Below are 26,773 nucleotides of genomic sequence, written 5' to 3'. Positions count from 1 at the left end.
ACTTACCGACAATAAAAAAGGTGAATGATTACTCATTCACCTCTCGTTATTTCTGTTTTTGATACTTACTATACTTTGAAGCTTACTGCACGCGGCGCAGTACTTGTTTCAATGCGTCAAAGTCTGCGTCGAGATCTTCCGATAGCAGCTCCATCGCAGCGTGCTTCGCTAGCGGTGCAGGAAGGTCGATATCGGATTCTAGAATATCATCCACCACTTCTTTGAACTTCGCAGGGTGAGCAGTACATAGGAACAGACCGGTTTCACCGTCTTGCAGTTGTTCTTCAAGCACTCGGTAAGCAATCGCACCGTGCGGTTCGCATAGATAGCCTAGAGCATGTAAGTCTTTCACTGACTGTGCGCTTTGCTCATCAGATACTGCACCTTTACCTAGCGTCTCCAAGCCCCACTCTTTCACACGGCATAGCTCTTCGATACGAGGCCAGTTGTTTGGTTGGCTCACGTCCATCGCGTTCGATGTTGTTGCGACTGTTGGTTTTGGCTCCCACTTACCTGTTTCTAGGTAGCGAGGAACCGTGTCATTGGCATTAGTTGCAGCGATAAAGCGTTTGATAGGCAAGCCCAGCGCTTTTGCCAGTAGACCAGCAGTTAGGTTACCAAAGTTACCGCTTGGTACAGACACGACTAGGTTTTCACGCTCTTGCTTGCTCATTTGCGCAGCTGCTTCAAAGTAGTAACAGATTTGCGCCATCAAACGGCTGATGTTGATTGAGTTTGCTGAGTTCAGACCGATCTCTTCACGCAGTGCAGAATCATCAAAAGCTTGCTTAACCAGTGCCTGACACGCATCGAAGTCTCCATCGATCGCGACAGTATGGATGTTCTTACCAAGCGTACAGAATAGCTTCTCTTGCAGTGGGCTGATCTTGCCTTTCGGGTAAAGAATCACAACGTTGATGTCTTCCATACCGTAGAAAGCATGCGCAACGGCTGCGCCAGTATCGCCGGAAGTTGCAGTCAGAATAGTGATCTTGCCGCCGTCCGAAACCGCAGCAAGAGATTGCGCCATAAAGCGACCACCAAAGTCTTTAAATGCAAGCGTTGGACCATGGAACAGTTCCAGAGCGTAAACACCGTCTTTGACCTGATTAATTGGCGCAGGGAATTGGAATGCAGCATCAACAAGAGCATTCACTTGCTCCTCTGTAAGTTCATCTCCAATTAACGCCGATAGAATCTTAGTGCTACGAGAGACAAAGTCTTCTGCAAGCAGCGCATCGATATCTTCAAATTTTGGTAATTCCGATGGGAAAAATAGGCCTTGATTGCGACCTAACCCTTGGCGAACGGCTTGGCCAAAGGAAACTTGTTCATCATTTTCTTTTATATTGTAAAGCTTCATAGCTCACTTCCTGTTACTTTCGAACCCTGCTTATCTAGACGACAAACGTGGACGAATCCTTCTTCATTTTGTACGTAGTTTTGTTCTAACCAGCGAGCAACTCGCTCAGCGACATCTTTCTCTTTGCAAATACTGAACAGTGTCGGACCACTGCCAGAAATACCGGTTGCCAATGCACCCGCAGACGCTGCGTATTGACGTGCATTCGCAAAACCTGGAAGCAGTTTCTCACGATACGGTTCTGCGATCACGTCTTTGATCATTTTTGCAGCAAGTTCTGGCTGACCAGAATGACACGCATGAATAAAGCCCGCAAGGTGGCGACCATGAGCAATGATATCTTGTCGGCGGTATTGAGATGGTAGGATCTCACGCGCTTCCGCCGTTGATACCTTGATACCCGGATACGCCATCACCCAGTACCAATCATCAAAGCAAGGCACTTCTTGACTGATGATACCCAACTCTTCAAGCATCAGTTGCACACCACCAAGGTAACATGGCGCAACGTTGTCGTAGTGAATACCACCAGAGATCTTGCCTTCCATCTCTCCCATCAGCGCCAATAATTCTGTCTCGTTAAGTGGCTGTCCATGGAATCGGTTCAATGCATCTAATGCAGCGACGATAGAACATGCACTTGAGCCTAAACCAGAGCCAATTGGCATGTTCTTTTCTAGCGTCATCTCAAGTGGTTTTAGCTCAACGCCTTTTTTGTCTAACTCACGAGCAAACACGAGCCAACAGTCGTAGACGATGTTCTCTTTTGGTTCAGTTGGCAATTTCTCAACAAAATCACCCGCCGTTTTAAGGCTGAACGGATCAGCCCCAGATTTCACCAATACACGGTCACCCAATAGTGTGCCATCCACTGGAGACACGGCAGCCCCTAGCACATCAAAGCCAACGCTTACATTACCAATTGATGCTGGGGCATAAACCACTACATCCATATCACTTGAACTCATTATTGTTATACCCCTAGTTTCCAACCTAAAGTACGCATCACGTCAGAAAATACACCCGCAGCCGTTACTTCGGTGCCTGCACCATAGCCACGTAACACTAGTGGGATTGGCTGATAGTAACGGCTGTAAAATGCCAGTGCGTTTTCACCGTCCTTGATTTTATACATTGGATCGTTTTCATCCACCGCTGCGATGCTTACTGTGCACTTGCCCTCATTAATTTCACCAACGTAGCGCAGTACTTTGCCCTCTTCCGCTGCCTTTGCAGATAATTCTTTAAAGTAGGCGTCTGCTTCAGGTAAACGCGCCATAAATTCATCAACGCTACCAGAATCATCAAAACCTGGTGGCAGTGCTTGATCAACCACAACGTCTTCTAGTTCTAGAGACATGCCTGCTTCACGAGCTAGGATCAGAAGCTTACGCGCGACATCCATACCAGAAAGATCATCACGAGGATCCGGTTCAGTAAAACCACTTTCTTTTGCGATATTAGTTGCTTCACTTAGGCTCATACCTTCATCTAACTTACCGAAGATGTATGACAGAGAGCCAGAAAGAATACCGCTGAAGCGCTCTAGCTCATCACCCGCTGAGATTAGGTTTTGCAGGTTTTCGATTACCGGTAGACCCGCCCCCACAGTTGTTTCGTACATCAGCTTGCGACGAGAGCTGCGCGCAACATCGCGAAGCTGATGGTAGTAAGCCATGCTTGCTGTGTTTGCTTTTTTATTTGGTGTAACAACATGGAAACCAGCAGCTAAGAAATCAGCGTATTGATTCGCGATATCTTCACTTGATGTACAGTCAACCAATACTGGGTTGATGATGTGGTTACGTTGAACCAAAGAAATCAAACGCGCTAGGCTGAACTCTTCTGTCGCTGCCGACATACGATCACGCCAATGCTCGAGTGGCAGACCTTCACTATCAAGTAAAAGACCTTTGCTGTTTGCCAAGCCACACACGCGAATAACGATGCCTTTTTCCGCAAGCTTCGCCTGTTGACGCTCGATCTGATCCACCAGCTCACCACCAACGCCACCAATACCAACCACGAAGACGTCTAGGAAGTGCTTAGAGTTGAAGAGGTTTTCGTGACACGCTTTGATTGCTTCAGAGATTTTATCTTCAGGAATCACGGCTGAGATAGCACGCTCAGATGAGCCCTGTGCGATGGCTACAATGTTTACGTTCACTTCAGCAAGAGATGAGAAGAAGCGAGATGCAACACCGCGCGATGTACGCATGCCGTCACCAACCAACGTTATGATTGAAACATTATCAATAAACTCGACCGGCTCTAATAAGCTATCTTTCAGTTCCAACTCAAACGCATCGGCCAGTACTTGTTGCGCTTTTGCTTTATCTTCTGCCTCAATACAGAAGCTAATGCTGTACTCAGAAGAAGACTGAGTAATAAGAACAATAGACACACCAGCGGAAGACATTGCGCCAAATACGCGGCTTGCCATGCCAACCATACCCTTCATACCTGGGCCGGAGACGTTAACCATAGTTAGGTCGTTTAGCGTCGTGATACCTTTGATCGCCAGATTGTCTTCACCAGTGTCTTGCCCAATCAAAGTTCCTGCACCTTGTGGGTTAAAGCTGTTTTTGATCAGACATGGGATGTGGAACTGCGCGATAGGAGCAATGGTCTTCGGATGCAAAACGGAAGCACCGAAGTAAGAAAGCTCCATCGCTTCTTGGTAGCTAAGAGATTTAAGCAGGCGAGCATCTTCTACTAAACGAGGGTCACAGTTGTATACACCATCTACGTCAGTCCAGATCTCACAACAATCTGCGCGCAGACACGCCGCAAGAACCGCCGCTGAATAATCAGAGCCATTGCGACCAAGTGTTACCAATTCACCTTTCTCGTTACCGGCGGTAAAGCCAGGCATAATGTTCACATGGCCCAGAGGAAGAGGGTTTTGGCGGAAGTTTTGCGTTGAAACGTCTACATCAACCATGGCTTCAAGGTGATCACCTTTTGCGTATAGGTATTCAACTGGGTCGATAAGATGCGCAGGTTGGCCTTTCGCTTCAAGTACTGCCTTCATCAATTGAATCGAAACGCGTTCGCCTTTGCTAATAATACGTGCATTAACATTGTTTGGGCACATGCCAAGAAGATTGATGCCATGAACGAATTGGCGTAATTGAGAGAGAGAAGTTTTCACTTGGTTATCGAAAGCTGAACCATCGATATTGGGTAGTACTGCTTGGATTTGAGTGAAGAGCGTTTTAAACGACTCCTCCAACTCTTTGATTTGTAGTTCTGCTTCACCATTGCGCAATGCGCCTTCAATGACCGCAACCAATTTGTTTGTTGTTTTACCAGGAGCGGAAAGAACAACCGCTACTTCTTCTTGTTGAGCGTTATTGGCAATAATGTCTGCCGCTCTCAAAAAGCGATCTGCATCAGCTAGTGATGATCCGCCAAACTTCAATACTCGCATCCCTTCCTCCGGTATATCTTCTTAAATTTGTCTAAATTCTGGATAAAAAAGCATAAAAAAAGGCCTGTATCTTGTTGGATACAGGCCTTTTTTGTGAATTTCTTTCGCTCAGCAGCCTGCCCCAACATGTGTCGTGTCGGTAATAATAATGGTCGTGGTCATTACTACTAGGCTGTTAGATGGCATAAATAAATATTCAACGTTAATTGTGTTTGCTTAACTCTACGTTTACCGAGTTTCTGATACATAGTCAACAAAAAATTGTTTGTTTTTCCATCTTTCAGAGATTTCTGCTAAGCAATGTCATTGATATTTATAGTTAATTACACATTATTGATCATTTGAAAATCTACAGTTAGTTTTTGTAAAGGACTTAACCATCATCACCAGTTCGGTTTTTTATCTAATAACTAGTCTGATCTTTGCCATAAAACGTACGATCAAATAATTCGAGAGGGTTGTGACACATAACAACAACTTAACTGTGACTTATGTTCATAGGATCGAATTATTTAGAAAATAGGTGAGCTAGCTTTCATATTCTATGCTTTAATAGTGAGAAGCTTTGGGCGCATACTAATAAAAAAGTTGACACAAGGAGTGGTGAACATGAAAAGATGGCTTTTTCTGTTGCTGTTTTTTGTGCCTGGTGTTTGTCTAGCAAACGAGCTTCCGCCGCTTCCAGGTAAAACATCCCCTTCTCCTCATAAACTATTCATTTCCAGCGACAGTTATCAGTCTGACAGTTTTGATGTTTGGAATATCGATACGGGTTACGCTTACGAACTTTTTGATTCGGTAGACGTTTATGTCGGTGCGCGAGTCAATAACTCTCCTACCCAAAATCAAAGTGGTTTTTTGAGTGGGATCAGCTATCACTTTAATGATCGTGTCACGCTGAAAAGTACAGTTCGCTCTTACAAGAACGAAACAGCGGAAGGTATTCGCCAAGACGACAGCAGCCTCGCGGCTGAAGTATCAAGTCGCGTAAAAATTACCGATAAACTGGATCTTCACGCGACTCTTGATTACCAAGATTGGCAACAAGGCTTTGAGGTTGGTTTAGGCTTTCGTTTTTAGAAGTCCAGCTTTTGCTTAGAAATCAATACACCGTTCCAGTCCGCGTAAACGTAGTGCTTAGGTTGAACGATTTGGTTTTGCATCGTTAAGGTTACGTTTACCTCTCCTATCCCGCGTTTCTCTGTTTTAAACGGGTTAGTTCCAAGAGCTTGAACGCCAATGTCCATTTGAGATATTTGTGCTACGTCGCGTATTGCACCATAGACAATGATGCCTTCCCACCCATTTTCTATTCCGAGTATCGCTAATTGATCGCCGAGTAATGCTCTCTGACACGATCCATGCCCGTCAACAATCAATACTTTACCCGTTCCATCTTCGCCCAGTACTTCACGCACTTTCGAGTTATCGTGATAGCAGCGCACCGTAACGATTTCACCGTAAAAAGCGCTACGTTGACCAAAGTTCTGCAATGGTAAAGTAAGCAAGCTCACTTGGTCTTCAAATTGGTCACAAATATCGGGTGTAATGTCTCTCATATTTCCTCCGTGAATTTTCTCACCCAAGCGATGCTTCAGTGAGCAGTATCCTTTTCTATACCTTCTATACGAGCCGAGGTTTAATGGAGCCTAACGTATGAAAAACTTTCGGCTGCGAGCACGCAATAAGATAAAGTTGGTCATTAATGACGTAATAAATCGCGTTTTGTTGAAAGTCATTCGCCAATTCAACGGCTACCTCTGGCGACAACTCGACGGCAAAGCTTTCCTCATACCATGTAAAAGCGCTATCACCTACCGTGACAGGCGCGTAATTAACGTGCTGTAGCTGTTTTTCTAACGCGTGATTGTTTATGCTGTTCTCTTCTTTGGACCTCAAGTTACTGTATGGGTTCCAAGCGGTTATCACAGCATAGTTTGAAACACGCCACTCGGCTTCGAATCTGAAAAAAGATTCTGAATAAGCATTCCATAACGATGCGTCTATGTTCGTATTACTTTTTTCTATCATAAGTCTTAAACGATTAATAACAGTTACATTTCATCAATTGATATAAATCAACAAACTGAATGGAATTAACATTTGAGCATTGTTAGCATGCTGTTAACAATATAAAATCCGCTCAATATCTTAGGGTGTTTACGTTTCAGGCCCCACTGAAAGCAGGAAATGAAAGGTAAACAAGCCCTTTAGAATAAACGTCGCCATTGGATACTGGTGAGTTGGCAAAATTCCATGGAGGGCGGATAACTGAAAGAAGTGTTTTTTTGATCAACTTGATTTATTATCAAAATCACATTACCTGTATGTTATATTTTTGCCTAGAATTTATTCTATTAGCACAATTTTGTCACAAATTTAGGTACCGCCAATGCAAACCCCGCAGATTCTTATCGTTGAAGATGAGCAAGTAACTCGTAACACTCTTAAGAGTATTTTTGAAGCAGAGGGATACGCTGTTTTTGAAGCCAGTGACGGTGAAGAGATGCACCAAGTGTTGTCTGATAACTCAGTCAACTTGGTTATTATGGACATTAATCTTCCAGGCAAGAATGGCCTTCTACTAGCGCGTGAATTACGCGAGCAAGCGAACATTGCTTTAATGTTCCTGACAGGCCGTGACAATGAAGTAGACAAGATCCTAGGTCTTGAGATTGGTGCAGATGACTACATCACTAAACCATTCAACCCACGTGAACTAACTATTCGTGCACGTAACCTACTTAGTCGCTCAATGAGCTCTAACGCGGTGCAAGAAGAGAAGCGCTCGGTAGAAAAGTATGAATTCAACGGTTGGGTACTAGACATCAACAGCCGCTCTCTAGTAAGCCCTGCTGGTGATAGCTACAAGCTACCTCGCTCTGAGTTCCGCGCATTACTGCACTTCTGTGAGAACCCGGGTAAGATTCAAACTCGTGCAGATCTTCTTAAGAAGATGACTGGTCGTGAACTTAAGCCACACGACCGTACTGTAGACGTAACGATTCGTCGTATCCGTAAGCACTTTGAGTCTGTTTCAGGTACGCCAGAAATCATCGCCACTATCCACGGCGAAGGTTACCGCTTCTGTGGCGATCTAGAAGACTAGATTTAACCGCTAATATCCGAAGGGCTTGCTCATTGAGCAAGCCCTTTTTGTTTTAGGTCTAACGACTAATGCAACATCATTGCGGTTAATAAACCTTGTTAATCTTCACGTACTTTTCGACTAACCAACGCTGTTTACCCGCATCGTCTAGAAGCACTGCGATATCAACCGATTTTTCTGTGTTCACATCAATGTGAGACGAGAACGCCACCTCCCATCGGCTTTCACTGTGCGTTCGAGTATCTAAAGACGCACTGTCCACCAACCACTCTTTTTGCCCCTGTTTAATAATAAGAGCTTCTGCCGTTAGATTTGCAGGAAGTAACTGATCTCCTTCGAGGTAAAGTGCACCTTGAATACTTTGCTCTTCCACGTCCCCAATATTCGGCATGAGGTTCACCCATAAATTACTTTTGAGCTCAACATTAACCTCATTAATCGTAATCTGACTGTTTTGTTGCCAATTCACATTTGGAACGGAACTACAGCCTGCCATCAATGCCATGACTAACGCCAATGGTGCGATTCTTTTCATGTTATTTCCTTTGTTCCAACCAACTTTTGAGGACTTGAATATCGTTTTGGTATTCATTTTTGATCTCTTCAACCCAGTCTGAAATGTTTTCCCACCATGCAGGCATATCGGGCGATTGCGCTTTTTGCGCCACACTTTGGATACGTTTCAGGCCAATTGAACCTGCAGCACCTTTGATTTTATGCGCTTCAGAAACAATCCCATCTTGATCTTTCGCTGTCATGTTCGAATCTAAGACATCGATATAGTCTGGCATCATATCTTCAAACATTTTTATGCTGTCGTAGACAGGTTTTGCACCAACAATGTCGACGTAAGACTCTAACATATCCATATCGAGCAAATGTGTCTCAATCACAGGAGAAGGCACTGGCTCTTCCACTGTTTCGGGACCGCTCACCACTTCCTTAGGTTGTTCTAACTGGTGAGCGAAGAATTTATCAATCACTGACTGAATAGCATTCACTGCCAGCGGCTTACTGATCGCATCATCCATGCCGTTATCTAAGTATTCACGACGATCTTTCATTACATTAGCAGTTAAGGCGACCAATGGAGGAAGATTGTTATAATGCTTGCGGTAATAATTGGCGACATCAAAGCCCGTCATATCAGGCAGTTGGATATCCAACAACGCTAAGTCGTATTTTTCTGGCACAAAGTTCACTAACGCTTCTTGGCCCGTCATTGCCACGGTGACAGAGTGCCCTAGGCTCTCTAGTAACGATTTAGCCACAGTTACGTTAAGCTCGATGTCTTCGACCATAAATATGTTGAGGCGCACATTGTCGCGTTTCGCATCAATGACTGGCTCAGCTAGTTCAACAATCGGAACGTGGATCGATACAGTAAAAGTGCTACCAAAGCCTTCCTCACTGGTAACCGTAATGTCACCATCCATCATATTGATCAGTTGCTTAGATACCGCCAAACCAATACCTGTACCGACCGCGTGCAGGTTGTCCTTGCCTGATTTCACTTGGTAGTACATCGCAAAGATCTTATCTAGCTCTTCGTCTGGGATACCAATACCTGTGTCTTCCACTTCCATAATAATGGTCGCAAAATCGTCTTCGACATCCGCGCTCACTGTCATCACAACGCCACCTTCCTTGGTGAACTTCATTGCGTTGCTGACCAAGTTCCAAATCACCTGACGTAGACGGGTTGCATCCACTTCAATTGCTTTTGGCAAGTCGCTTAAACGTTCTAAGTCAAAGCGTAACCCTTTTTGTTCCGCCATCAGAGCAGAGATACTCTCAATCTCTGCGACGAAGTCTTCGAAGTTAAGTGGCGCAGGTAATAGTTCTAACTTACGGCGATCAAATTTATCCATATCGATAATATCGTTGAAGATGTTACCTAGAGTAATCGCACTCACATTGATGGTCTGCATGTGTTTACGCTGCTCTTCTGTCAACGGACTATCTAGAAGCATACGACTTAAGCCTACAATGCCATTCAGCGGCGTTCGCAGCTCATGACTGATGGTTGAGATGAAGGTAGTTTTGTCGCGGCTTGCTTTCTCTAACGACTCTTCATGGCGCTTACGTTCAGTGATATCACGACCGAACCCAACGAGACCAAGGTGACGGCCATCTTTGCTGTAAAATGGCACTTTACGCAGCTCAAAGTAATGCTTGCGACCATCTGGGTATTCGAGCCATTGCTCGTAAGTAATCGCTTGATTATCGGCAAAAACCTTTTGGTCAGTATCAACGATATGCTCGGCGATTTCTTTGCTATACACATCCCAAGGGCTTAATCCGACTAACTGGTGCTCTTTCTTGCCCGTTAGCTCTTCCATCGCGCGGTTACAGCCAGAGAAAACACCATCCGCATTGCGGTAGTAAATTAAGTCTGGTGAGGCATCAATAAATGAACGCAGTAATGCGGTACGTTCTGCCAACTCTAATTGAGTACGTTCGCGTTGGAACACCTCGTTTTCGAGGTCTTGCATCGCCTCTTCACGTGCTTCTTCCGCTTTAATACGCTCTTCAATTTCTTGGTTAAGCTTTTCAATGTTTTGTTGAAGTTGGTAATTCAACTCTTGATCTCGCGAACGCATGTCCTTCAGTTTGGACACCAGCTTAGTTAAACGCTGGCGAGACTCTTCTAGTTGATCGACAACCACAGAGAGGAAGTAAACCGCCCAAGGGGTGATCAATAGACCAAAAAACACCGAACGGACAATGTCGATATCATCTACTCGCCCTTTGAGAGCTAAAGTAATCCCTACCTGCACCACAACAGCTAATGCCACCAGCGCAAGGGCTAGCAAAATAGAGAAGCGAACAATCCCCAGTTTGACTAGCAAGTCGACATAATACTGGGCGAGATTTTTCATGGGTTTCATTAACTACTCCATGGTGGTGGCTAAATAGCGCCATTCGATGATGAAAAACAGGTAAATGCACTCGACCTAACGCAATTTAGGTCTGTTTGATTAGTGAAAAACACACGGTGCGATCTGCGCTTGTGACACGAGATAAAAAGATAAACCAACGAGCGCACAGGCTTGTGTAAGTTTAACGTGTTTAATACGGTGATTTAAACAATCAGCTATCAACTTAGAGCAAGCGGTCACAAAGCGTTAGCAAGAACTGGGGTGAATACAGGTGCGATTACGTCCATCAGCTTTAGCTTGGTATAACGCACTGTCAGCCATAGCGATGCCCATTTCGGGTTCATCACCATGCTGAGGAATGTAAGAGACCAGACCGATACTGACGGTAAGGCGTTCAGATGCTTCTGAACTGTCGTGTTCCATATCAAGCTGTAGAATTTTCTCATGAATACGCTGCGCTACGTTGCGCGCACCTTCCGTGGTGGTATTCGGCAATATAAAACCAAACTCCTCGCCACCATAACGCGCAACACAATCCGAAGAACGATTGATGACTTGTGTAAACACGGTAGCGACACTGACTAACGCTTCATCACCTTGTTGGTGACCGTAACAGTCGTTGTAATCTTTGAAAAAGTCGATGTCACATAACATGATGGTGAGCGGCAGCTTTTCTCGAGCGTGGTGGTACCACAATACCTGCAGCTGTTCGTCGAAACGGCGTCGGTTCGATACTTGAGTTAAGCTATCCATAAAGCTCAATTTTTCTAACTCTAGGTTGGCTTTTTCCAACTTTTGTTCTGCAAGATAACGCTCAGAAATATCACGCGCCATGATCAGCACACCATTCGTTCCTGATGCTTTATCTTTAAAAGGCGATTTCACCACATCAAACCACGTACTTTTACCATCACTACTCACGACTTTATCTATGTATCGAACTGGCTCTAACTGGCGTAATGCTTCTAAGTCACTGTCTGCTAAGCGCGCGTACATCTCTTTAGGAATCACGTCTTGGAGGCGCTTACCTATCAAATCAGAAATTTTTGAAATGCCTAACGCCTTAACAAAAGGCTGATTACACGCTTGATAGACCATGTTCTCATTGAAAATACCAATAGAGTCCGGACTGGCATCCAGAATCGTTTGTAAGATAGTATCTCTTTGCGCTAGCGCCACCTCTGTATCTTTGCGACGCTCCATTTCATCTCGCAGATTCTGTTGCATCTTGTGCCATTCAGTCACGTCATGACTAATAGACAGCGTACCGATAAGCTCACCACTCGGCGAAACAAGAGAGTTTTGATTGACTTCCAATAAGCAACTTCGACCTTGTGGATCCGTTGTCCATTTACGTTCGCTTTTTCTGGTCATCTCACCCAAGGCCTTGGATGCGCAAGCTTCTTCCCTTCGCCCTTGCCAGAATTGATCAAATGCTCGATTGGTCGTTAATAGATTGCCTTGGCGGTCTTGGGTACAAATCAGCTCTGAAAGTGAGTCTAATGCCGAACGTGCGATGATTAATTGGGCAAGTTCTTGTTGCTGCTCTTGGTGAGTGGCTTGATATGGCTGAGCATAAAGAATCCAAACTCGATGATTGCGCAATAAACTCTTTCTGCCTGACAGCTCCACTTTAATAGATTCACTATCAGATAGTCGCCAGTCAAAAGCCTGCTGACGAAAATGACGACTAGAGAAGCGCTCGAGAAACTGCTCAAGCTCATGAATATCGAATAAAGCAGGATACAAATACCCCGTTCCCAAAGAGCGAATGCCTAATAACTGCATCGCAGCCTGGTTAGATAGCAAGAGCTGAGCATGGCTAGTGTCCACCACTATGACTGGATAGGGAGAATCCGTTACTAGTTGCTTAAGTGATGTCTGAAAGTGCAAATAGATCAGTGCTAACGCGCACACGCCTGCGATTAACAACAAGACGACATAGCCATAACCGCCTTGACCACCCCAAAGCCAATTGAGTAACTGATCCATCGTTTAAACCTTCAAAGAACACTGGTTAAAATATATCAGTTATTTATTGAGCGATCTGCTATTAATTCCGGTTTAGTATAGATAAAGGCATTCCCCGTAAGGCTCCCTTGAGCACCATGAGCACTGAGATCTCGACCAATTTCCGTCATCGCTAGCCAACGGTTTTCACACCACAGAGGCGATAATAACGTGGGCCTCCTAGCTGCTGATGAAACGCGATGATAAATCACATCTGGTGGTGTCATACGAATCATTTCACTGGCGACCGCAACATATTCTTCTAATTCAGGGGCTTCTAGCTTTCCAGCACGCCAAGCTTTCGCCATGGTGCTACCTTCGACAATATGCAAGCCATGTAACTTGATGCCATCCGTTCCCACGGCCAACACTTTTTGCAGCGTTTCAATATTTTCGGCGCGGGTTTCTTTGGGTAAACCCACAATTAAGTGAGTACAAACCTTGATTCCGAGTGTTCGCGCACGCTTAGTGATTTCGGCATAACACTCAAAGTCATGACCACGATTGATACGTTTTAGGGTGTCATTGTTGGCGGTTTGAAGACCTAGTTCTAGCCAAATTTCATAACCTTGCTGTACATAGCCCGACAGTAAATCCAATACCGCATCAGGGACGCAATCAGGACGCGTCCCCACACAAAGACCAACCATGTCTGCAGCCTTTAGTGCTTCCTCATACATGTTTTTGAGAACTTGTACTTCTGCATAGGTACTGGTGTAGGCCTGAAAATAAGCTAGATATTTCTTCGCTCTGTGAATTTCACCTGCGCGATCTTTTAACTGTTCGTGAATGCTTTTTATCTGGACTTCTTCATCTGCAAACGAAGCCACATTGCAAAATGTACATCCTCCCCGCCCAATCGTGCCATCGCGGTTAGGGCAACTAAATCCACCGTGCAATGTTAACTTATGAACCTTTTCACCGTATCGACGCTGAAGATCTTGGCCGATTGTATTGACCAACTCATGTAACTGCATAAATTCTCACCAACAATAAATCGTAATCAATCTCACTACGATCTGTGTAAATAAATTACATCCCTGCAAGAAAAAACACACAATATTAATCAATTCAAACACCCATCATGCGGGTCAAAATCAATAAACTTGCATAATTAAAGACAAAAATCGTTCATGTTGCGTAAATGTTAAACTAAAAATGCATAATTAAACGAAAAAATTGGGTCACAACGCCGACTTTTTCATTGCATTCTGAAGTGACAAAATTGTAGGATACTTACACAACCCCGTTATTTTTGTGACTTTTATTACAAAGCACACTGCGGGATTTGTCGGTGTTATCCCACTCCTACCTATATAAATCACTAGATAGTGATAATAAATAAAGGGATACCACCAAGGATTGTTTTTCTCGCAAAACTTTTCCTGCGAGATACGGAAAGGAATCAAGACCGGTCAACCTAGATCGGTGGCGATAATAAATATAAAGGACAAGACGTAATCAATAGTCTAGGTAGTATTTGCTGCCCGGTACTTTTGCGTCGACATTGAACTGGAAGGATGTATCTATGGTAGATAGAGAGCAAAATCCACAGGGTCTGTACACTCCGGAACTGGAGCATGACGCTTGTGGTATCGGTTTTGTTGCTCACCTTAAAAACCGTAAATCTCATGAAGTAGTGACTCAAGCATTGGATATGCTGGCTCGCATGGAACACCGTGGTGGTCAAGGTTGTGACCCATGCAGCGGTGACGGTGCGGGTATCTTGCTACAAAAACCTCATGAATTCCTATTAGAAGAAGCCGTTAAGCTAGGCATTAAACTGCCTTCGTTTGAAAAGTATGGTGTTGGTGTCGTTCTTTTCCCGAAAGACGAATACAAACGCGAACAATGCCGTGACATTCTAGAACGCAACGCACAGCGTCTAGACCTTGAAGTTATCGGCTACCGCGTATTACCAACCGACAACTCCATGATTGGTGCCGACCCACTAAGCACAGAGCCTCAGTTTGAGCATGTGTTTATCTCTGGTGGCCCTGGCATCACACCTGAAGAACTAGAACGCAAACTGTACGTGCTTCGTAACTACACTGTACGTGTTTGCCTAGAAAGCGTTTCGAACATTGGTGACGACTTCTACATTAACTCAATGTCTTACAAGACATTGGTGTACAAAGGTCAGTTAACGACCGAGCAAGTACCGCAGTACTTCCTTGATCTGCAAAACCCGACCATGGTGACTGCACTGGCACTGGTACACTCTCGTTTCTCTACCAATACCTTCCCGAAATGGCGTCTTGCACAGCCTTTCCGTTACATTGCCCACAACGGTGAAATCAATACAGTTCGCGGTAACTTGAACTGGATGAAAGCCCGTGAAGCAATCCTAGAATCAGACCTGTTCACTCAGGCTGAAATCGACATGCTTCTTCCAATCTGTCAGGAAGGCAGCTCGGATTCATCTAACTTTGACATGGCACTTGAGCTCCTAGTTCTGTCTGGTCGCAGCCTGCCACACGCATTGATGATGATGATTCCTGAAGCATGGCAAGAAAACAAAAACATGGATCCTAAACGTCGCGCGTTCTATCAGTACCATGCGAACATCATGGAACCATGGGATGGCCCGGCTTCCGTATGTTTTACTGATGGTGTTCAAGTTGGTGCGACACTAGACCGTAACGGTTTGCGCCCTTCTCGCTACACAGTGACCAAAGATAACTTCCTAGTGATGGCATCTGAATCTGGTGTTGTGGATATAGAACCAGAAAACGTTGAGTTCCGTGGTCGTCTACAACCAGGTCGTATCTTCGTTGCAGACCTAGAGCAAGGTCGCATCATCTCTGATGAAGAAGTGAAAGACACCATCGCAACAGCGCAGCCTTACGAGAAGTGGGTAGAAGAAAACCTACTGAGCTTGAAGAAGCTGCCAGATGCGAGCAACCAGTTCAGCCAACCTTCTCCTGAGCGTTTGCTGCATCGTCAGCAAGCTTTCGGTGTGAGCACTGAAGAAGTGAACGAAATCATCGTTCCAATGGCGAATGACGCAAAAGAACCATTGTCAGCAATGGGTGCCGACTGGCCTCTTGCGGTTCTATCTCATCAATCTCAGCATCTTTCAAACTACTTCAAGCAGCTGTTTGCACAGGTAACTAACCCGCCGATCGACCCGATCCGTGAGCGTATGGTTATGTCGCTGAACACTTACTTGGGTAAAGACCAAAACCTTCTGACTGAAACACCACTTCACTGTCAGAAAGTAGAATTGGAATCGCCTGTTCTAGCCAACTCTGAGCTTGAGAAATTACGTGCGATCGATAACGAGCACCTACAAGCGAAGACGCTGGATATCGTATTCCAAGCTAATGAAGATCAAGGCAAACTTGAGCGTGCATTAAAACGTATCTGCCAATACGCAGAAGACGCGGTTATCGATGGTTACTCAATCATCCTACTCACTGACCGCGCAGTGAATTCAAACCACGCGGCGATCCCAGCAATGCTGGCAGTTGGCGCAGTGCACCACCACTTGATCCGTAAAGGTCTACGTGCGAAGTGTGACATCGTGGTTGAAACTGGTGACGCGCGTGAAACGCACCACTTTGCAACGCTACTTGGTTACGGTGCGAATGCGGTTAACCCTTACCTAGTGATTGAAACCATCATTGAACTTCAACGTACGAAGAAGTTGGATCCAGAAGCGAACCCTCGTGATCTGTTCAACAACTACCGTAAAGCGATCAATGGCGGTCTTCTGAAGATCTTCTCGAAGATGGGTATCTCGACGCTACAGTCTTACCACGGCGCACAAATCTTCGAAGCGTTGGGTATCCACAAGTCAGTGGTCGACAAATACTTCACAGGTACGGTTTCTCGTATCCAAGGCCTTACCCTTGATGATATCGCCAAAGAAGTGCTGATCCGTCACCGCATCGGTTACCCACAACGCGAAATCCCAATTCAAATGCTGGATGTTGGTGGTGTTTACCAATGGAAACAGCGTGGTGAGAAGCACCTATTCAACCCAGAAACCATTTCTCTACTGCAAGAGTCTACGCGCAACAAGAACTACGATCAGTTCAAGCAATACGCGACTGCTGTAGATAAGCAAGGTGACAACGCGGTAACCCTACGTAGCCAACTTGAGTTCATTAAGAACCCAGCTGGTTCTATCTCTATCGACGAAGTCGAGCCAATTGAAAGCATCGTGAAACGCTTCGCGACCGGTGCAATGTCATTCGGTTCTATTTCTTACGAAGCACACTCCACATTGGCTGTTGCGATGAACCGTCTTGGCGCGAAATCGAACTCTGGTGAAGGTGGTGAAGATCCAATGCGTTTCGAGCGCAAAGAGAACGGCGATTGGGAACGCTCTGCAATCAAGCAGGTGGCTTCTGGTCGTTTCGGCGTAACCTCTTACTACCTAACTAACGCTGATGAGCTGCAAATCAAAATGGCTCAAGGTGCGAAGCCAGGTGAAGGTGGTCAGCTACCAGGCGATAAAGTAGATGACTGGATCGGTGCAACGCGTCACTCGACTCCGGGCGTTGGCCTTATCTCTCCACCACCACACCACGATATCTACTCAATCGAAGATTTGGCTCAGCTTATCTACGACTTGAAGAACGCGAACCGCGCAGGCCGTGTAAACGTGAAGCTGGTATCAGAAGCAGGCGTAGGTACGATCGCTTCTGGTGTAGCGAAAGCGAAAGCGGACGTTGTACTAATCGCAGGTTTCGACGGCGGTACAGGTGCATCCCCAATGTCTTCAATCCGTCATACAGGTCTTCCTTGGGAACTTGGTTTGGCAGAAACGCACCAAACGCTACTGAAGAACGGTCTACGTAACCGTATCGTGGTTCAAGCGGATGGTCAGATGAAGACACCTCGCGACCTTGCAGTGGCAACACTACTCGGTGCAGAAGAATGGGGCGTGGCAACCGCAGCATTGGTGGTTGAAGGTTGTATTATGATGCGTAAGTGTCATAAGAACACCTGTCCTGTTGGTATCGCGACTCAAAATAAGACACTTCGCGAGCGCTTTGATGGCCGCGTAGAAGACGTCGTAACCTTCTTCCAATACATGGCACAAGGTCTACGTGAAATCATGGCTGAACTTGGCTTCCGCACTATCGATGAGATGGTCGGTCAAGGTCAGAAGCTGAAGATTCGCCAAGACGTTTCTCACTGGAAATACAAGAACCTAGATCTGTCTCCTGTTCTTCACGTTGAGCAACCACGTGAAGCTGATGGTGTATTCAACCAAGCTCAGCAGAACCACAACTTAGAAGAAGTGCTAGACCGTAAGCTGATTCAAGCAGCGATTCCTGCACTCGAGAAAGGCGAAGCGGTGAATGCCGAGTTCCCTATCGTTAACACGGACCGCTCTGCAGGTACCATGTTGTCGAACGAAATCTCGAAAGTGTACAAAGATGCCGGTCTACCTCAGCCAATGAACGTGAAGTTCAAAGGTTCTGCGGGTCAGTCATTCGGCGCATTCCTCGCTAAGGGCGTGAAGTTCGAAGTAGAAGGCGACGCGAACGACTACTGGGGTAAAGGCTTATCTGGCGGTACCTTAGTACTTTACCCAGATGCAAAATCAAGTATTGTCGCGGAAGACAACATCGTTGTTGGTAACGTGTGTTTCTACGGTGCAACTTCGGGTGAGTCTTTCATTCGCGGTATGGCTGGTGAACGTTTCTGTGTTCGTAACTCAGGCGCGAAAGTAGTAGTAGAAGGCGTCGGTGACCACGGTTGTGAATACATGACTGGCGGTGCAGCCATCATCCTTGGTTCAACAGGTCGTAACTTTGCCGCTGGTATGAGTGGCGGCGTGGCTTACGTATGGGATAAATCAGGTGACTTTGAGTCAAAACTGAACCCAGAGCTAGTAGACCTAGATCCAATCGAGCAAGAAGACAGAGATCTATTACTCGACATGCTAACTAAGCATGTTCAATTCACAGGAAGTGAAGTCGCTCAGTCTTTCCTAGACAACTTTGAAGCAAGCCTAGCCTCTATGGCTAAGGTAATGCCGCGTGACTACAAAGCGGTTCTTCAAAAACGTAAAGCTGAAGCACAGTCTCAAGGAAACGAAACTCAAGTGGAGGCCGTATAATGGGTAAGCCTACTGGATTTTTAGAGCATGGTCGTGAACTACCACAGAAGATCGACCCAGCTGAACGCATCAAGAACAACAAAGAGTTCGTCCTGAACGAGGAGTTTGGTGACAAAATCAATACTCAAGCTTCTCGTTGTATGGATTGTGGTGTGCCGTTTTGTCATAACGGCTGCCCTATCGGTAACATCATCCCAGAATTTAACGACGCGGTTTATCGTGATAGCTGGGAAGAAGCTTGGAACATCCTAAGCTCGACGAACAACTTCCCAGAGTTTACTGGTCGTGTTTGCCCTGCTCCATGTGAAAGTGCTTGTGTTCTTGGTATCAACCAAGATCCAATCACTATCTGTAATATCGAGAAAACCATCGTGGAAACGGCGTATCGTGAAGGGTACGCCAAACCAAAAACACCACGCTCTCGAACTGGCAAAACCGTTGCGATCATCGGTTCGGGCCCTGCTGGCCTTGCGGCTGCTGAGCAGTTAAACAGCGCTGGTCATACTGTGACAGTATTCGAGCGAGACGAGAAAGTAGGCGGTCTGCTACGTTTTGGTATCCCAGATTTCAAACTGGGTATGGATGTGATTGATCGTAAGATCAACCTAATGGCAGAAGCGGGTATTGAATTCAAAGTTAACCAACATGTTGGTGTTGATGTGAATGCTCAGCAGCTGCGTCAAGAGTTCGATGTGGTTCTACTAACCGGTGGCTCAACGGTTCCACGTGATTTGCCCGTTCCGGGTCGTGAACTAAAAGGCGTTCACTTCGCGATGGAATTCCTAGGTCAAAACAACCGTCGCGCCAATAACATGGACCTGAAAACGGAAGAAATTCACGCTGCGGGTAAACATGTTGTGGTTATCGGTGGTGGTGATACTGGTTCAGACTGTGTGGGAACATCAAACCGTCACGGCGCAGCAAGTGTAACTCAAGTGGAAATCATGCCGATTCCACCAGAAAAGCGTCCTGCCAATATGCCTTGGCCACAGTACCCGATGATCCTACGTACTTCGACCTCTCATGAAGAAGGTGTCGATCGTCACTGGAACATCCTAACTAAAGAGTTCATCGGTAACGACAAAGGTGAAGTTACTGGTCTTCGTTTGGCTGATATCGTTTGGGAAGAGGCGAAACCTGGCGAGCGTCCAGGCTTTAAAGAAGTTGAAGGCAGCGAGCGGGTGATTCCATGTGATATGGCATTCCTAGCGATGGGCTTCCTTCATCCTGAACCAACGGGCGTACTTGCTCAACTGGATATCGCACTAGACGATCGCGGTAACGTAGCAACTCAAGATTTTGCTACTAACCAAGAAGGCGTATTTGCTGCTGGTGATATGCGAACAGGCCAATCTTTGGTGGTTCGTTGTATCAATGAAGGCCGCGAATGTGCCCGTGCTATCGATGATTATCTAATGGGTGGCACAAACCTAGAAGCAAAAGCAGATTCACTGATGCTTTCTGCTTAACGAAGCAGTCATGCTTCTCTCTTTCAATTGCCTAATAGCCATCAGCAATATCGATGGCTATCGGTGAAGAAAGAAAACAATTCCTTCCAATCTTTCTATTTTGACCAGCATTTTATGCTGGTCTTTTTTATCTCCCACAGAATCAAATGTTACTTTTTTGTAACAATCAATTTTCTATCTATTTGAAATTATTAAACTATTTTAGCTTATTAAATGGTAAATCGCATATTCACGTGATGATCCACTAATAACTTGACCTTTTTTACAATAAGCTATAGCTTGTGAAGTTGATGAAAATAAAACACTCAAAAAATGTTAAATATTTCACAACTTTTACTGAATAATTATACATAAAACTATAAAGATGACGCATAGTTAGTCATCGATATCAACGTAAGCAGTGTTGATATATCTGTCGGGATGACGGATAAGCAAAGGGAGAATTGCAATGGCTCTTTATGATCCAAGTCTTGAGAAAGACAACTGTGGATTTGGCTTGATCGCGCATATGGAAGGCGAACAAAGCCACAAGCTGGTACGTACAGCAATTTCTGCACTTGACCGCATGACTCACCGTGGTGGTATCGCCGCCGATGGTAAAACTGGTGATGGTTGTGGTCTTCTATTACAAAAGCCCGATTCCTATTTACGTCTTATTGCCGAAGAAAATGGTTTCAACCTTGGCAAGCAATACGCCGTAGGGATGATTTTCTTCAACCAAGATCCAGTCAAAGCTCAACTCGCTAAAGACATCGTCAACAAAGAACTGGCGCAAGAGACGCTAACTGTGGCTGGTTGGCGTGAAGTACCAACTAATTCAGAAGTACTCGGTCCAATTGCGGCCAACTCGCTTCCAAATATTCAGCAAGTCTTTGTCTCTGCACCGGCAGGTTGGCGCGAACGCGACATTGAACGTCGCCTCTACATCGCACGCCGTCGCATCGAGAAACAAATCACCGAAGATCCGGATTTCTACATCTGTAGCTTGTCGACTCAAGTTTTGGTGTACAAAGGCCTATGCATGCCTGCGGACTTACCGCGCTTTTATCTTGATCTTGCCGATCTACGTATGGAATCTGCTATCTGTCTGTTCCACCAGCGTTTTTCTACCAACACTCAACCGCGTTGGCCATTAGCTCAACCGTTCCGCTACCTTGCTCATAATGGTGAGATCAATACCATTGAAGGTAACCGACAATGGGCACGCGCTCGTGCTTACAAGTTCTCGTCACCACTGCTGCCTGACCTACAAACTGCAGCACCGTTTGTGAACGAGACAGGCTCAGACTCGTCTAGCCTAGATAATATGCTAGATCTCTTTTTAGCTGGCGGCATGGATATCTTCCGTGCCATGCGTATGCTTGTGCCGCCAGCATGGCAAAACCACCCTGACATGGATCCGGATTTGCGTGCGTTTTACGATTTCAACTCCAAACACATGGAACCATGGGATGGCCCAGCAGGTATCGTACTGTCCGATGGTCGTTATGCTGCTTGTAACCTAGACCGAAACGGTCTACGTCCTGCGCGTTATGTAATTACCAAAGACAAGTTGATCACTCTGGCATCTGAGGTAGGGATTTGGAATTACGCCCCAGATGAAGTTGCCAAAAAAGGTCGTGTAGGTCCGGGGGAATTGCTCGTCATCGACACTCGTAAAGGTAAGCTTTGGCAATCTAGCGAGATCGATAATGATCTGAAATCTCGTCACCCTTATCGCGAATGGATGGAGAACAACGTTCGCAAACTAACACCGTTCTCTCAACTGCCTGAAGATCAAGTAGGTGAGCGTAGCTTTGATGAAGACTTGCTTAAGACTTATCAAAAGCAGTTTGCCATGAGCAATGAAGAAGTCGATCAAGTATTGCGTGTCCTCGGTGATATGGGGCAAGAAGCCGTCGGTTCGATGGGTGATGACACCCCGATGGCGGTTCTTTCTTCGAAAGAGCGCTTGGTGACTGATTACTTCCGTCAGAAGTTTGCTCAGGTCACCAACCCACCAATCGATCCACTGCGTGAGAAACACGTCATGTCGCTGGCGACCAGCATCGGTCAGGAAATGAATGTCTTCTGTGAAACCGATGGCCACGCGCATCGTGTAACCTTTGATTCTCCAGTACTGCTCTATTCAGACATGCAGCAACTACTAAAGCTGAGTGACGATCATTACCGTAATACCATTCTCGATATCAACTACGACCCACAACAAAAAGATCTTAAACAAGCCATTAATGATCTGTGTGAGCAAGCAGAGCAAGTCGTTCGTGAAGGCACGGTTTTAGTGGTGCTTTCGGACAGAGCCTTGGTCAAAGGTAAGTTGCCAATTCCGGCAGCAATGGCAGTCGGCGCCGTTCAAACTCGTTTGATTGACGCGAACTTACGTTGCGATGCCAACATTGTTGTCGAAACCGCAACAGCCCGTGATCCACACCAATTTGCCGTCTTGCTTGGTTTTGGTGCCACTGCGGTTTACCCATACCTTGCTTATGAAGCGTTAGGTAAACTGATTGATGATAAAGCACTAGAGAAAGACTACCGTGATGTGATGCAAAACTACCAATACGGCATCAACAAAGGCCTGTACAAGATCATGTCGAAAATGGGGATCTCAACCATCGCCTCTTACCGCTGCTCACAACTGTTTGAAGCAGTTGGCTTGAGCCAAGATGTGGTCGATCTGTGTTTTAAAGGCGTCACAACTCGAATTGAAGGCGCGAATTTTGACGACTTCCAGCAAGATCTTACAAACTTATCTCGTAAAGCATGGGCGAAACGCAAATCGATTGATCATGGCGGCTTGTTAAAGTACGTCCATGGAGGTGAATATCATGCTTACAACCCGGATGTCGTCGGCACGCTGCAACAGGCCGTTAAATCTGGCGAAAGTAACGACTATCAGAGCTTTGCTAAGCAGGTAAACCAACGCCCTGTTGCCATGCTGCGTGACTTAATGTCGCTGAAAAAATCAGACTCACCGCTGCCACTCGAGCAAATAGAACCACGCACTGAACTGTTCAAACGCTTTGACTCAGCGGCAATGTCCATTGGCGCACTTAGCCCAGAAGCGCATGAAGCACTTGCAACGGCGATGAACCGTCTTGGTGGTTACTCTAACTCGGGTGAAGGCGGTGAAGATCCTCGCCGTTTCGGTACTGAGCGTAACTCACGTATCAAACAGATTGCTTCTGGCCGATTTGGTGTAACGCCGCATTATCTAACTAATGCGGATGTACTGCAAATCAAGGTGGCACAAGGTGCGAAACCGGGTGAAGGTGGACAGCTACCAGGACACAAAGTCACCGCTGAAATCGCAAAACTGCGTTATTCGGTACAAGGCGTGACTCTGATCTCCCCTCCTCCGCACCACGATATCTATTCGATTGAAGATTTGGCCCAGCTGATCTTCGACCTTAAACAAGTCAACCCAAATGCGCTGGTTTCGGTAAAACTCGTCTCCGAGCCAGGTGTCGGCACCATCGCAACGGGCGTAGCCAAGGCTTACGCTGATCTTATTACCATTTCGGGTTACGACGGTGGTACCGCAGCAAGCCCATTAACTTCGGTAAAATACGCTGGTAGCCCTTGGGAGTTGGGGTTGGCAGAAACACAACAAGCACTGGTTGCTAATGGTCTGCGTCATAAGATCCGCCTACAGGTAGATGGTGGTCTAAAGACTGGTTTAGACGTAGTTAAAGCTGCAATTTTAGGTGCAGAAAGCTTCGGTTTTGGTACTGCGCCAATGGTCGCTATGGGTTGTAAGTTCCTACGAATTTGTCACCTCAACAACTGTGCAACTGGGGTTGCGACTCAAGACGAGACACTGCGTAAAGAATACTTCAAAGGTCTACCAGAAATGGTGATGAATTACTTCATCGGCCTGGCAGACGAAGTGCGCGGATTACTCGCCGAACTTGGCGTTGAAAAGCTGACGGACTTGATTGGTCGTACCGATTTACTTGAGGCAGTAGAGGGATTTACAGCGAAACAGACCAAGCTGGATCTATCCAATATTCTAGAAGCTCCAGTATCACCTGAGGGCCATCCGCTATTTTGGACAGAGCCAAACAAACCGTTTGATAAAGCTGAGCTCAACCAAAAGATCGTTGATGATGCCATGCATGCGGTCGAAAACAGTCAATCGGCAAGTTTCTTCTACAATGTCATCAACACTGATCGTTCTGTTGGTGCACGCTTATCTGGCGAAATAGCAAAACGCTATGGCAACCAAGGGTTGGCGGCTTCCCCTATCAAAATCTATCTTGACGGCACCGCAGGCCAGTCCTTTGGTGTTTGGAACGCAGGTGGTGTAGAGCTTTACCTCACGGGCGATGCGAACGACTACGTGGGAAAAGGCATGGCGGGTGGTAAAGTGGTTATCAAACCTCACCTTGGCACTGCATTTAAGTGTAATGAAGCAACCATCATTGGTAACACCTGTCTGTACGGCGCGACCGGCGGTAAACTATTTGCAGCCGGTAAAGCAGGTGAGCGTTTCGGCGTACGAAACTCAGGTACGATAGCCGTCATTGAAGGTGCTGGCGATAACGCTTGTGAGTACATGACTGGCGGTATTGTTGCCATTCTTGGTGCGACAGGTGTGAACTTTGGCGCGGGTATGACTGGAGGCTTTGCCTATGTTCTGGATGAGAACCAAAGCTTTGAAGGTCGAGTTAATACTGAGTCTGTCGAAGCCATCTCATTGTCCGATCTTTACATCCACCAAGAACATTTGCGTGGCCTAATTGCGGAACACCTTGAAGAAACAGGGTCGAGTCATGCTGAAAATATTTTGGCGAACTTTGATGAATGGATTCCAAAGTTCTATTTGGTGAAACCACAAGCGGCAGATCTTCGCACGCTACTTGGTCACCAGAGCCGCAGTGCCGCAGAGCTGCGTGTTCAAGCACAGTAATCATGGAGGATGTTTGAATCATGAGCCAGAACGTTTATCAATTTATCGATGTGCAGCGTGTAGATCCTGCGAAAAAGCCTATCAAAGTTCGTAAGATCGAGTTCGTTGAAATCTATGAACCGTTCACTAAACAACAGGCGACTGCACAAGCGGATCGCTGCTTAGATTGTGGCAACCCATATTGTGAATGGAAATGCCCAGTCCACAACTACATCCCTCAATGGTTAAAACTTGCCAATGAAGGTCGTATTCTTGAAGCGGTTGAACTATCGCATCAAACCAACAGCCTACCGGAAGTATGTGGGCGCGTTTGTCCTCAAGACCGCCTATGTGAAGGTTCATGCACGCTTAATGATGACTTTGGTGCCGTCACCATCGGTAACATAGAAAAGTACATTACCGACAAAGCGTTTGAAATGGGCTGGAAGCCAGATATGTCCAAGGTGGAGTGGACCGATAAAAAGGTCGCAATCATTGGAGCAGGCCCAGCTGGCTTGGCTGCCGCGGATATCCTAGTGCGCAATGGCGTTAAGCCAGTCGTGTTTGACCGCTACCCTGAAATTGGAGGCCTTCTGACCTTCGGTATTCCTTCCTTCAAGCTTGAAAAAGGCGTGATGGAAAACCGCCGCCGTGTGTTCACTGAAATGGGCGTCGAGTTCCGCATGAACATGGAAGTAGGCAAAGATGTCCAAATGCAAGAGCTACTTGATGAATACGATGCTGTTTTCTTGGGCGTTGGCACCTATAAATACATGCGTGCAGGTCTAGATAATGAAGATGCGCCGGGTGTGCATGACGCGCTGCCATTTTTAGTTTCGAACACCTACAAAGTCATGGATCTTGAGAGTAACCAACCCTTTATCGATATGGCAGGAAAGAAAGTTGTCGTACTGGGTGGTGGTGATACAGCAATGGACTGCGTTCGTACCTCAATTCGCCAAGGTGCCTCCAACGTAGTTTGTGCTTATCGTCGTGATGAGGCCAACATGCCGGGATCTCGTCGCGAGGTAAAAAACGCAAAGGAAGAAGGCGTGAAGTTCATGTTCAACCTTCAGCCTTTGGGAGTGGAAGTGGATGCGTCAGGCAAAGTCTCGGGGGTCAAAGTGGTGAAAACCGCACTTGGTGAACCTGATGAAGCGGGTCGCCGACGCCCAGAGCCCGTTGAAGGCAGCGAGCACGTTCTACCAGCAGACGTTGTTATCATGGCGTTTGGTTTCCAGCCGCACAAAATGGACTGGTTAGCACCGTTTGATGTCGATTTGGATCAGTGGGGTCGTATCAAAGCCCCTGCGAAGCAAGAGTTCCAATTCCAGACCAGCAATGAAAAGATCTTCGCGGGCGGCGATGCGGTACGAGGTTCTGATCTTGTCGTAACCGCAATTGATGAAGGACGAAAAGCGGCAGAAGGCATTCTCGATTACCTCGAAGTTTAATCTCAGCTAACCTCACAAAAAGGGTCCTGTTATTGGATCCTTTTTCTTTTGTATCCATATAATTAGAAACAAAATTATAAGAG

16 protein-coding genes and 1 other annotated feature are annotated in these 26,773 nt (G+C 46.1%); of the genes, 6 read left to right on the top strand and 10 right to left on the bottom strand.

Annotation, left to right across the window (positions count from 1 at the left end; genetic code table 11):
• Positions 1–82: 82 nt before the first annotated feature.
• The 4 genes from thrC to thrL all read right to left on the bottom strand — a co-directional run bounded on the left by thrC (position 83) and on the right by thrL (position 4,982).
• Positions 83–1,363, bottom strand: a complete 1,281-nt coding sequence (gene thrC / locus R7O03_RS05255) for a threonine synthase (RefSeq protein ID WP_213915919.1) — start codon at positions 1,361–1,363, stop codon at positions 83–85.
• The gene (gene thrB / locus R7O03_RS05250; RefSeq protein WP_017635074.1) at positions 1,360–2,316 is read right to left on the bottom strand and encodes a homoserine kinase; all 957 of its coding nucleotides are present in this window, start codon (positions 2,314–2,316) and stop codon (positions 1,360–1,362) included. Before thrB ends, thrC begins: the two co-directional genes overlap by 4 nt.
• Before the next feature lie 20 nt (positions 2,317–2,336).
• Positions 2,337–4,796 (bottom strand): bifunctional aspartate kinase/homoserine dehydrogenase I, encoded by a 2,460-nt coding sequence (thrA, locus tag R7O03_RS05245; protein ID WP_318131558.1) that lies wholly within the window; start codon positions 4,794–4,796, stop codon positions 2,337–2,339.
• 53 nt (positions 4,797–4,849) lie between these two features.
• Positions 4,850–4,969 (bottom strand) — a sequence feature (Thr leader region).
• Entirely contained in the window at positions 4,905–4,982 is a 78-nt protein-coding gene (gene thrL, locus R7O03_RS05240; protein ID WP_074192076.1) for a thr operon leader peptide, read from the bottom strand. It overlaps the preceding feature by 65 nt.
• A 423-nt stretch (positions 4,983–5,405) precedes the next feature.
• Between thrL and R7O03_RS05235 the strand changes: the two genes are divergently transcribed.
• Complete coding sequence (locus tag R7O03_RS05235; protein ID WP_047102035.1) at positions 5,406–5,876, top strand: hypothetical protein; 471 nt, start codon at positions 5,406–5,408, stop codon at positions 5,874–5,876.
• Here the strand turns inward: R7O03_RS05235 and R7O03_RS05230 are convergent.
• Both R7O03_RS05230 and R7O03_RS05225 read right to left on the bottom strand, forming a co-directional pair.
• Positions 5,873–6,355, bottom strand: a complete 483-nt coding sequence (locus R7O03_RS05230) for a putative 4-hydroxy-4-methyl-2-oxoglutarate aldolase (protein WP_005381822.1) — start codon at positions 6,353–6,355, stop codon at positions 5,873–5,875. The two genes, R7O03_RS05235 and R7O03_RS05230, sit on opposite strands and share 4 nt — an antisense overlap.
• Positions 6,356–6,419: 64 nt before the next feature.
• A complete protein-coding gene (locus tag R7O03_RS05225) occupies positions 6,420–6,827 on the bottom strand; it encodes a DUF3293 domain-containing protein (RefSeq protein WP_053306886.1) in 408 nt (135 codons plus the stop codon).
• Between the two features lie 361 nt (positions 6,828–7,188).
• On the opposite strand from R7O03_RS05225, the gene arcA reads away from it, so the two are divergent.
• The gene (arcA, locus tag R7O03_RS05220; protein ID WP_005381824.1) at positions 7,189–7,905 is read left to right on the top strand and encodes a two-component system response regulator ArcA; all 717 of its coding nucleotides are present in this window, start codon (positions 7,189–7,191) and stop codon (positions 7,903–7,905) included.
• A gap of 85 nt (positions 7,906–7,990) precedes the next feature.
• Here arcA and R7O03_RS05215 read toward each other — a convergent pair whose 3' ends face one another.
• The 4 genes from R7O03_RS05215 to R7O03_RS05200 form a co-directional block, all read right to left on the bottom strand.
• Entirely contained in the window at positions 7,991–8,440 is a 450-nt protein-coding gene (locus R7O03_RS05215; RefSeq protein WP_054574283.1) for a hypothetical protein, read from the bottom strand.
• Between the two features lies 1 nt (position 8,441).
• Entirely contained in the window at positions 8,442–10,796 is a 2,355-nt protein-coding gene (gene arcB, locus R7O03_RS05210) for an aerobic respiration two-component sensor histidine kinase ArcB (RefSeq protein ID WP_005381826.1), read from the bottom strand.
• Positions 10,797–11,033: 237 nt separating this feature from the next.
• Entirely contained in the window at positions 11,034–12,779 is a 1,746-nt protein-coding gene (locus R7O03_RS05205; RefSeq protein ID WP_025768422.1) for a GGDEF domain-containing protein, read from the bottom strand.
• A 35-nt stretch (positions 12,780–12,814) separates the two neighbouring features.
• Entirely contained in the window at positions 12,815–13,774 is a 960-nt protein-coding gene (locus tag R7O03_RS05200; protein ID WP_213963282.1) for a TIGR01212 family radical SAM protein, read from the bottom strand.
• A 551-nt stretch (positions 13,775–14,325) separates the two neighbouring features.
• Between R7O03_RS05200 and gltB (R7O03_RS05195) the strand changes: the two genes are divergently transcribed.
• From gltB (R7O03_RS05195) to R7O03_RS05180, 4 genes are all read left to right on the top strand, one after another.
• Positions 14,326–18,876: a glutamate synthase large subunit gene (gene gltB / locus R7O03_RS05195; protein WP_318131557.1), complete on the top strand. Its 4,551-nt coding sequence runs from the start codon at positions 14,326–14,328 to the stop codon at positions 18,874–18,876.
• Complete coding sequence (locus R7O03_RS05190; RefSeq protein ID WP_318131556.1) at positions 18,876–20,345, top strand: glutamate synthase subunit beta; 1,470 nt, start codon at positions 18,876–18,878, stop codon at positions 20,343–20,345. Before gltB (R7O03_RS05195) ends, R7O03_RS05190 begins: the two co-directional genes overlap by 1 nt.
• Before the next feature lie 448 nt (positions 20,346–20,793).
• Positions 20,794–25,257: a glutamate synthase large subunit gene (gene gltB, locus R7O03_RS05185; RefSeq protein WP_318131555.1), complete on the top strand. Its 4,464-nt coding sequence runs from the start codon at positions 20,794–20,796 to the stop codon at positions 25,255–25,257.
• Between the two features lie 20 nt (positions 25,258–25,277).
• A complete protein-coding gene (locus tag R7O03_RS05180; RefSeq protein WP_318131554.1) occupies positions 25,278–26,690 on the top strand; it encodes an FAD-dependent oxidoreductase in 1,413 nt (470 codons plus the stop codon).
• Positions 26,691–26,773: the final 83 nt, after the last annotated feature.

The sequence above is a fragment of the Vibrio sp. Vb2960 genome (assembly GCF_033337665.1).
Lineage (GTDB): Bacteria > Pseudomonadota > Gammaproteobacteria > Enterobacterales > Vibrionaceae > Vibrio > Vibrio alginolyticus.
The sequence above is the reverse complement of the archived record's forward strand: the minus strand, read 5'-3'. Positions and strand labels throughout refer to the sequence as shown.

Bases quoted from the DNA above. Each gene is read 5' to 3' on its own strand.
- thrC (WP_213915919.1), bottom strand. From the start codon at position 1,363: ATGAAGCTTTACAATATAAAAGAAAATGATGAACAAGTTTCCTTTGGC.
- thrB (WP_017635074.1), bottom strand. From the start codon at position 2,316: ATGGATGTAGTGGTTTATGCCCCAGCATCAATTGGTAATGTAAGCGTT.
- thrA (WP_318131558.1), bottom strand. From the start codon at position 4,796: ATGCGAGTATTGAAGTTTGGCGGATCATCACTAGCTGATGCAGATCGC.
- thrL (WP_074192076.1), bottom strand. From the start codon at position 4,982: ATGCCATCTAACAGCCTAGTAGTAATGACCACGACCATTATTATTACC.
- R7O03_RS05235 (WP_047102035.1), top strand. From the start codon at position 5,406: ATGAAAAGATGGCTTTTTCTGTTGCTGTTTTTTGTGCCTGGTGTTTGT.
- R7O03_RS05230 (WP_005381822.1), bottom strand. From the start codon at position 6,355: ATGAGAGACATTACACCCGATATTTGTGACCAATTTGAAGACCAAGTG.
- R7O03_RS05225 (WP_053306886.1), bottom strand. From the start codon at position 6,827: ATGATAGAAAAAAGTAATACGAACATAGACGCATCGTTATGGAATGCT.
- arcA (WP_005381824.1), top strand. From the start codon at position 7,189: ATGCAAACCCCGCAGATTCTTATCGTTGAAGATGAGCAAGTAACTCGT.
- R7O03_RS05215 (WP_054574283.1), bottom strand. From the start codon at position 8,440: ATGAAAAGAATCGCACCATTGGCGTTAGTCATGGCATTGATGGCAGGC.
- arcB (WP_005381826.1), bottom strand. From the start codon at position 10,796: ATGAAACCCATGAAAAATCTCGCCCAGTATTATGTCGACTTGCTAGTC.
- R7O03_RS05205 (WP_025768422.1), bottom strand. From the start codon at position 12,779: ATGGATCAGTTACTCAATTGGCTTTGGGGTGGTCAAGGCGGTTATGGC.
- R7O03_RS05200 (WP_213963282.1), bottom strand. From the start codon at position 13,774: ATGCAGTTACATGAGTTGGTCAATACAATCGGCCAAGATCTTCAGCGT.
- gltB (WP_318131557.1), top strand. From the start codon at position 14,326: ATGGTAGATAGAGAGCAAAATCCACAGGGTCTGTACACTCCGGAACTG.
- R7O03_RS05190 (WP_318131556.1), top strand. From the start codon at position 18,876: ATGGGTAAGCCTACTGGATTTTTAGAGCATGGTCGTGAACTACCACAG.
- gltB (WP_318131555.1), top strand. From the start codon at position 20,794: ATGGCTCTTTATGATCCAAGTCTTGAGAAAGACAACTGTGGATTTGGC.
- R7O03_RS05180 (WP_318131554.1), top strand. From the start codon at position 25,278: ATGAGCCAGAACGTTTATCAATTTATCGATGTGCAGCGTGTAGATCCT.